Raw genomic sequence first — 7,441 nt, 5'->3', positions numbered from 1 at the left:
CCCTGCCCGGCGCCACCACCCTGCCCGGCGCCACCACCCTGCCCGGCGCCACCACCCTGCCCGGCGCCACCACCCTGCCCGGCGCCACCACCCTGGCCCGCGCCATTCCCCTGCCCGGCACCATTGCCCTGACCCGCGCCACTCCCCTGCCCGGCACCATTGCCCTGACCCGCGCCACTCCCCTGCCCGGCGCCACTCCCCTGCCCGGCACCGTTGCCCTGACCGGCACCGCCGCCCTGACCGTGGCCGAAGCCGCCCTGGCCGCCCGACCCGCCCTGGCCGCCGAAGCCGCCCGGCCCGCCGTGGCCGCCGTGGCCGCCGGCACCGCCCTGGCCGCCGGCACCGCCCGGACCACCCTGACCGCCCGGCCCGCCGGGGCTGCCCGGGTGGCCGGGAGCGCCCGGGTGACCCGGCGCGCCCGGCAGGCCGTGGCCCGGCCAGCTCGGGTTGCGCAGGATCGGGAGGGCCAGCGAGAACGAGCGGTACTCGGTGCGTGCCCGGCGGGTGCAGTTGTCGAAGGAGATCGTCGTGCGGAGGTGGATGAGGCCGGCGCGGTCGAAGTTGGCGTTCACCGCGATCGGGGTGACGTCGGCGCGGCCCGGGCGGAGGCTGCCGCCGCGGGAGAACGTCGCGTAGGGGCGGTGGGCGGAGTAACCGACCCGCACGTCGGGGGCGATCACGCGCACCTCGACGTCGCAGATCCGGCGGTCCGTACGCCAGTTGATGTTGACCCAGCTCATCGAGTGCGCTCGGACGGCGCGCAGAAAGTTGGAGACCGGCTGTGGGCCGCGGGGGGCGAGGGACGCGGACGCGGGGGCGGTCGCGGTCACCGTGGCGATGCCGACCGTCGCGGTGGCCATGGCCAGCATCGCGCCGAGACGCCGAGTGTTGTTCATCCATTCCTCCGGTGGGGAGATCCGACACCCGGCGCTCGAAGTCGCGGCGGGCAAAACGGACACTAGGTGCAATGCCTCACGGGGGGCCGGTTTTGAGCGGCGTTTCGGACTTATCTAATCTTTTTGGACAAAATGGTTAGTCGCGGCTCGGCCGAAAAGGCAGCTCGGACGCCCGCCGATCGGCCACGATGGAAGGCGTACGCCTGAAGGGAGACGTCATGTCGCTCAGCGGTGCCCACAAGGCGGCGTTCCGCCGCGAGGTCACGCAGGGGGGCCAGGTCTTCGCGATTCGCGATCCGGACGGCTTCCCGGCGCCCGCCGACGACGACGGCCGGCGCGCGGTGCCGTTCTGGTCGAAGCCCACCCGCGCCCAGTTGGTCGTCAAGCACGTCACCGCGTACGGCGGATTCGAGGTTGTTCCGATCCCGGTCGAGGAGTGGCTGTCGAACTGGATGGCCGGGCTCGAACACGACCAACTGCTGGTCGGGGTCAACTGGGCCGGGGCGAAGGCGACCGGTTACGACCTCACGCCCGGCCAGGTTTTGCGGTGGTTCGCCGAGCTCGAGCCGGAGATCACGGCCGAACCGCGAATTCACACGACCCAGCGGTAGTTCGGATCGATACCGACCCCTATGCTTGCGGCACTGCAAATAAGGGGGACGTCATGCGCAGCCTGCAGATTCTCGTCGTCGACGACGACGATGCGGACGCCCTCATGATCTCGGAGGCGCTGGCCGAGGCCGAGACGAGCGCCACGGTCGAGCGGGTCACCGACGGCCGGGAGGCGCTCGACTACCTGCGCCGCGAGGGCCAGTACGCGACGGCGAGCCGTCCCGACCTGATCCTGCTCGACCTCAACATGCCGCGGATGGACGGGCGCGAGACGCTCGCCGCGATCAAGACGGACGACCAGCTCAAGGCGATCCCGGTGGTCATCCTGACCACCTCGGGCGCGGCGCCCGACATCGTGGCGAGCTATCAGCAGCGCGCCAACGCCTACGTCACCAAGCCGTTCGGCCTCGACGATTTCGAGTCGACCGTACGGCAGATCGACCGCTTCTACCGTGAGGTGGCGAGCCTGCCCGGCGCCCGTCACTGACGATCCCCGTGTACCGGGTGCGGGGCCTGGGTACCTCGGAGGCATGACCGACAAGGAACCACCCGAGGACCTCGGCGCGCCGGTGTCCTACCTCGTGCTGGCGGACGGAACGCCCGTCTTCGACCGGTCGGGCGAGCGGATCGGCGAGGTCGAGCACGTCCTCGCCGACGAGGGCGCCGACGTCTTCCACGGCCTGCTGGTCAAGACCGCCGCCGGCCACCGGTTCGCCCGCGCGACGCTGGTCGACGGGCTCTACGAGCACGGCGTGATCGTCGCCGTGCCGGCCGCCGGGCTGCCGGAGCCGAGCGCCGACCCGTCGGCCCGCGTGGCGGAGGAGGACGAGGGCCTGCGCCACGGCCTCAAGAAGGCATGGGACTGGCTGGTGCAACCGCGATAGCCGGGAACGACCCAGCGTCAGCGAGAACGGTCCCGGTAGGTCCAGGAACTGCCGCCGAGCGCGGATGCACCCCGCTGCGGCTGCTGGTCGGGGGCGGCCTGAGGGGGCTCGGAGTAGCCGAAGGTCTGTCGCGGCATGGTTCCGGCGTTGGCCGCCGCCGCGCGCCGGGCGGCGAGATAGGCCACCGCCTCGCGGTCTTCCTCGGTGGGCGCGGCCATCAGGGCGTACGCGAGTCCGATGATGCCGAAGACGACCGTGGCGCCGATCGGGACGATCATGCTGGTGGCGCTGGCGCCGGTGAGGTCGCCGGGCGCGTGCGTGGTCACCGACATGGCGGACATGCCGGTGAAGTGCATGGCGTTGACGGCGATGCCCATGACCAGCGCCGAGACGAAGATGGCGAGCGGCTTGTGCACCGTGACCGCGAGCCAGAGCGCCACCGAGGCGGCGACCACCGCGATGCCGATCGACATGCCGACCCGGGTCGCCGAGTACGAGACCTCGCCGTTCAGGTGCATCGCGGCCATGCCCGTGTAGTGCATCGCGGCGACGCCGAGGCCGGCCACGATGCCACCGGCGACGATGCGGACGTTCTGCCCCTTCTGGCCGAACAGCGCGATCACCAGACCGATCCCGACCGCGATGACGGCGAGGATGGCGCTGGCCGCGGTGAGGCCCACGTCGTACCGGATCGGGGTGCCGGTGACGCTGAAGCCCATCATCGCCACGAAGTGCATGCTCCAGATCGCGGTGCCGCCGATGGCGACCGCCGCGAGGATGAGCCACCAGACTCGTTCGCCGTTCGAGCGGGCCGAGCGGAATCGGGCCGCGAGGGTCAGGCCGAGCAGCGACCCCAGCACGGACAGTGAGTAACTGATCGTGGGGGTGATCCACCCGTGATCGAAATGATGGATCTGCGCCATCGCCGGTTCCTCCCTCAAAGCCCCAGGTCCGCGCTGCATACTGCCTGCTTGATCGCGTACTTGTGAAGGAGTGTGACGCAGGTTGCGTCACGTTCCGGCTACAGATGTCGAAACAACGCGCGAAGCTCTCTTTGTTCGGCATCCCCGCAGCTCAGCTCGGCATTGATCTTCTTGCTTGAGATCAACCGACGGTTCGGAGGCCGCTCTCCGCGCAAACGCCGGACATGTCGGAAGCGACGGCACCAACCGCCGCGATCCTGTCCGGCTCATCGGGTTTGTCCTTCGCGGCGACCGCCGCTCGATACGCGTCGCCCAGCCGGGTAGCCGCGTCGGCGAGCGGAGCGTCGGCCGTGGCGCTCGCGGAGACAATATTTTCCACCACGCCCGGCGTCATGAACGAACCGGCCTCGATCGCCACGGCCAGCCGGGCGCAGGCGATCGACCCCGGTGGATCGTCGACGCCGGACTCGATCACGCTCGGTGAGATCTCGGCGGGCCCGGCGGACGCCGGCGAGGAGGGCGTCACGGCCGTCCGCGCCTCACCGCCACACCCGGCCAGGAGGGCGCAGGCGAGAACGACCACGAGACGCATACGCCCAGATTAGGCGGTTTTCCCCCGTACGATAGGAAAAGGCGCGGTCGTCGCCGACCGCGCCTTGATCTCCAAGCGGAACCAGACTCAGAGGTAGCTGAGTTTCTTCCACGCGCTGTAGCTCACGTTGAAGTCCGTCCAGCCGTTGCCCTGCTTCAGCTTCTCCTCGGTGCCGCTCACGGTGATCGGGTCGCCCATCATCGTGCGGCTGAAGAGCCAGGCGCCCATCGCCTCGGAGACGTTGACGCAGCCGTGCGAGACGTTGACGTGGCCCTGCTTGCCCTCGGACCAGGGCGCGGCGTGGATGAACTGGCCGCTCCAGGTGATGCGCTGGGCGAAGTCGATCGGCGTCTTGTAGCCGTTCACGGGGTCGGTGTCGGTGGTGTCGAAGACGGTGTGCCTCGCCTTTTCCATCACGACCATCGTGCCGCTCGAGGACGGGGTGCTCTTCTTGCCGAGGCTCACCGGGATGGTCTTGATGACCTTGCCGTCCTGCTTGACCGTCATCTGCTTGGTCTTGTTGGAGACCGTCATGACGAACGAGCGGCCGATCTTCGTGTCGACGGTGAGGTCGCTCTTGCCGTAGTAGCCGTTGCCGAGCGGGACGCCGGCCAGCCGGACGTCGGTGAAGACCTTGGAGTTCGCCTTCCAGAAGACCTTGGGGCGGTAGTGCACCTCGGTCGGGCTGATCCAGCCCCAGGAGCCCTCCTGCGACGGGGTCGCGGTGACCGTCATGCGGCGCTCGACGTCGTCGCGGTAGCTCGCGGGGATCGCACGGCTGAACTTGATGATCAGCGGCATGCCGACACCGACCACCTGCCCGTCGCCGAGGAAGCTCGTCACCCGGATGATCTTCGACGGTTTCGCCATCGTGGTGAAGGTGCTGGTGGTCGAGCCACCCTTGCCCTCGGACGCGGTGCCGTTCACGGTCACCGTGTACTTCGTGCCGTACGCGAGGGCCTTGTCGGGGCGCCAGACCTTGCTGTCCTTGTCGAGCGTGCCCTTGACCTCGTTGCCACCGGCGTCGGTCACGGCGACGGAGGTGTTTTCCGGGTCCTCGCTCGTGTATTTCACCTCGATCGCGGCGACCACGTTCGTCGCGTCGGCGGCGGGCGAGACGACCGCGACGGTGCTCAGCGTGGGTGACGGCGACGGCGAGGCGGCGTCGTTACCAGAGCCGGTGCCACCGCCGGCGGCGGCCGAGCTGTCACCGCCGCCCTGCCAGGACGGCGACTTGTCGCCGTGACCGCAGCCCGAGCTGAGCAGGACGGTGCCTGCGATCAGCGCGACCGCGGCAAACCGCCACGGCCGGCGAACTCGACTGATGCTCATGGTCCCCTCACGGCGTCGTTCATCCCCGGCGCCCCATCTTGCTCTATGAAAGCCGGGCGACCAATCCCGGATTCGTGCCGCGTCACGCCGGTCACAGAGGCCGGGGGGCCTTCTACTGACACTTCCTACTGACCTGACGCGCCCGGCCCGTCGGTCCGTTGCCTCGGTCTGACTAGATTCTTTTCACTTCAGAGACGGGGGTACGGGGAGAGCACTGCCCTTGACGAACTCGGGCCAACTCACGTTCCACGCCGTCCAGCCGTCGCCGTAGGCGAGCTTGGAGCCCGTGCCGGTGACGATCACCGGGTCGCCGATCAGCGTCTTGTCGAACAGCCACTTCGCGTTGGACGGGGAGACGTTCACGCAGCCGTGCGAGACGTTGCGGTGTCCCTGCGCACCCACCGACCAGGGAGCCGAGTGCACGTACTGCCCACTCCAGGTGATGCGTTGCGCGTACTGAATCTTGGTCTTGTAGCCGGCGGCGCCGTCGGTGTCGGTGGTGTCGAAGACGGTCTCGGTCAGCTTGTCCATCACGACCATCGTGCCGCTCACCGAGGGCTTGCTCGGCCGGCCCAGGCTGACCAGTGCCGTCCGGACAACCTTGCCGTCCTGGGTGACGGTCATCTTCTTGGTCGCGTTGTCGACCTTCATCTCGAAATCGCGCCCGATCTTGGCGGTGGCCGAGCGGTCCCGGTCGCCGTAGCGTCCGCCGCCGGTGGGCACGCCGCCGACCGCGATGCGCACGGTCAGCTTGGTGCCCGGCTGCCAGAACTGAGGAGCGCGGTAGTACGCCTGGGTGCCGCTCGACGTCCACGACCAGACGCCCGGCTGCGGCGGGTCGGTCTGCACGAACATCCGCTTCTGCACGGCGGCGCGGTCGGCCTTCTTGATACCCGGGTTGAACTCGGCCACGACCGGCATCCCGACGCCGTACGTGTGGTTGTCGAACAGGTAGAGGCCGGTGCCCGTCTTGCGGCCCGGCGCGCCCATCGTCGTGAAGGTGGTGCGGACGGTCTTCGTGAGACCGCTGTCGGACGTGGCGACGACGCTTGCCGCGTACCTCTCCTTGGTCTTGAGGGTTTTGCCCGGCACCCAGCTGGAACCGTCGTCGCGGAGCGCGCCCGGCACGGCCTTGCCGTCGCTGCCGGTCAGCGTGACCGACGTGACCTTGGCGCCGGTGACCTTGAAGCCGATCTCGGCGCTGACCGGCACCCCGGTCTTGCCGGCGGTGGGCGTGACGGACAACTCGATCGGCACGGTGGCGGACTCGGGCGCCGGCCCGCTCGCCCCCGGACTCGCGCTGTCGCTGGGCCCAGCGCTGGCCCCAGCGGCCGCCGCCGGTTGCTGCTTGTCACCGCAGCCGGACAGCGCGAGAGGCGCAACCACCGCCAACACCACGACCGCCATCAGCCTGCGCCGCATGCCGACCATCCCTAGATCATGTTTCCCCGTTTTCGGGGACATCCTGCCGCATGGATGCAAGGGTCCGAGTCATCCTTGAGGCTGATTCAAGCTGTGAAGGTCATGGGAGGGGGCGGATTTCAAGGATCAAGGAACCCCGTGCTAACGTTTTCGTCGTTGCCGAACGAGCGCCGCTAGCTCAACTGGCAGAGCAGCGGACTCTTAATCCGCGGGTTGTAGGTTCAAGTCCTACGCGGCGCACCACGCTTCACCAGGCCGTATAGCCATCTGGCTATACGGCCTTGATCTTTGCGGGGCGCGTGTGGGGCGCGCGTGGGCGTCCCTGCCGACGTCTGCTCTTGGTGCTGGACCGCCTGGCCCGGCGCGGTTTCGGCCGGCTTGCCGGTTGAGGTGCTGCGGATTTTCGCGGCCCAGTCACGGAGCCCTTCCGGCGTCGGGTGCCGGGCACCAGGCGGGCGGTGGCCGCGGCGGCCTTGACGTGCTGCTCGTGCAGCACGCTGGTGTAGGTGTCCGCGGTCAGCACGATGCTGGTGTGCCCGAGTTGCTCCTGCAACGTCTTCAGATCGGCGCCTGCGCAGTGCGCGAGGCTGGCCGCGCCGTGCCGCAGGTCGTGCAACCGGACCGGCGGCAACCCGCTGTCCTCGACGAGGCGGACAAACCGGCGGGTCAGGAAGTCGGGGTGCAACGGCTGCCCGTCGGGGGTGGTGAACACCTACCCGGTCTCCTGCCACCGCTCCCCCGCCGCCCGCCGGCCGCGCCATCGGCGGACGAGATCGCGCC

Annotated in this window: 9 protein-coding genes and 1 tRNA gene; 4 read left to right on the top strand and 6 right to left on the bottom strand. The window is 69.3% G+C overall.

The annotated features are described in order from the left end of the window. Nucleotides 1–896, bottom strand: an 896-nt coding sequence (locus A3CQ_RS58030; RefSeq protein WP_084699381.1) for a hypothetical protein, incomplete at its 3' end; no start/stop codon positions are given. 218 nt (nt 897–1,114) lie between these two features. Between A3CQ_RS58030 and A3CQ_RS0136010 the strand changes: the two genes are divergently transcribed. The 3 genes from A3CQ_RS0136010 to A3CQ_RS0136000 are packed head-to-tail and all read left to right on the top strand — an operon-like array spanning nt 1,115 to nt 2,392. After that, complete coding sequence (locus tag A3CQ_RS0136010; protein WP_020515810.1) at nt 1,115–1,507, top strand: DUF2750 domain-containing protein; 393 nt, start codon at nt 1,115–1,117, stop codon at nt 1,505–1,507. 53 nt (nt 1,508–1,560) lie between these two features. Next, a complete protein-coding gene (locus A3CQ_RS0136005) occupies nt 1,561–1,995 on the top strand; it encodes a response regulator (protein WP_020515809.1) in 435 nt (144 codons plus the stop codon). 43 nt (nt 1,996–2,038) lie between these two features. Continuing rightward, nucleotides 2,039–2,392: a PRC-barrel domain-containing protein gene (locus A3CQ_RS0136000; protein WP_020515808.1), complete on the top strand. Its 354-nt coding sequence runs from the start codon at nt 2,039–2,041 to the stop codon at nt 2,390–2,392. A 17-nt stretch (nt 2,393–2,409) separates the two neighbouring features. Here the strand turns inward: A3CQ_RS0136000 and A3CQ_RS0135995 are convergent, their stop codons facing one another. The 4 genes from A3CQ_RS0135995 to A3CQ_RS0135980 form a co-directional block, all read right to left on the bottom strand. After that, on the bottom strand, nt 2,410–3,315 hold the full coding sequence (locus A3CQ_RS0135995) for an MHYT domain-containing protein (RefSeq protein WP_020515807.1): 906 nt from the start codon (nt 3,313–3,315) through the stop codon (nt 2,410–2,412). 181 nt (nt 3,316–3,496) lie between these two features. After that, nucleotides 3,497–3,907 carry a hypothetical protein gene (locus tag A3CQ_RS0135990; protein WP_020515806.1) on the bottom strand — a complete coding sequence of 137 codons (411 nt, stop codon included), beginning with the start codon at nt 3,905–3,907 and terminating at the stop codon, nt 3,497–3,499. A gap of 87 nt (nt 3,908–3,994) precedes the next feature. Then, the gene (locus tag A3CQ_RS0135985) at nt 3,995–5,239 is read right to left on the bottom strand and encodes a L,D-transpeptidase (RefSeq protein WP_020515805.1); all 1,245 of its coding nucleotides are present in this window, start codon (nt 5,237–5,239) and stop codon (nt 3,995–3,997) included. 183 nt (nt 5,240–5,422) lie between these two features. Then, nucleotides 5,423–6,670 (bottom strand): L,D-transpeptidase, encoded by a 1,248-nt coding sequence (locus tag A3CQ_RS0135980; protein WP_020515804.1) that lies wholly within the window; start codon nt 6,668–6,670, stop codon nt 5,423–5,425. Nucleotides 6,671–6,828: 158 nt separating this feature from the next. On the opposite strand from A3CQ_RS0135980, the gene A3CQ_RS0135975 reads away from it, so the two are divergent. Further along, nucleotides 6,829–6,904: transfer RNA gene (locus A3CQ_RS0135975), tRNA-Lys, on the top strand. Nucleotides 6,905–6,932: 28 nt separating this feature from the next. On the opposite strand, the gene A3CQ_RS0135970 is transcribed toward A3CQ_RS0135975, so the two are convergent. After that, entirely contained in the window at nt 6,933–7,373 is a 441-nt protein-coding gene (locus tag A3CQ_RS0135970) for a tyrosine-type recombinase/integrase (RefSeq protein WP_026206585.1), read from the bottom strand. Between the last annotated feature and the right edge of the window lie 68 nt (nt 7,374–7,441).

Origin of the sequence: Paractinoplanes globisporus DSM 43857 (genome assembly GCF_000379645.1) — a bacterium.
Classification (GTDB): domain Bacteria; phylum Actinomycetota; class Actinomycetes; order Mycobacteriales; family Micromonosporaceae; genus Actinoplanes; species Actinoplanes globisporus.
This window is presented reverse-complemented; position numbering and strand designations above follow the sequence as displayed.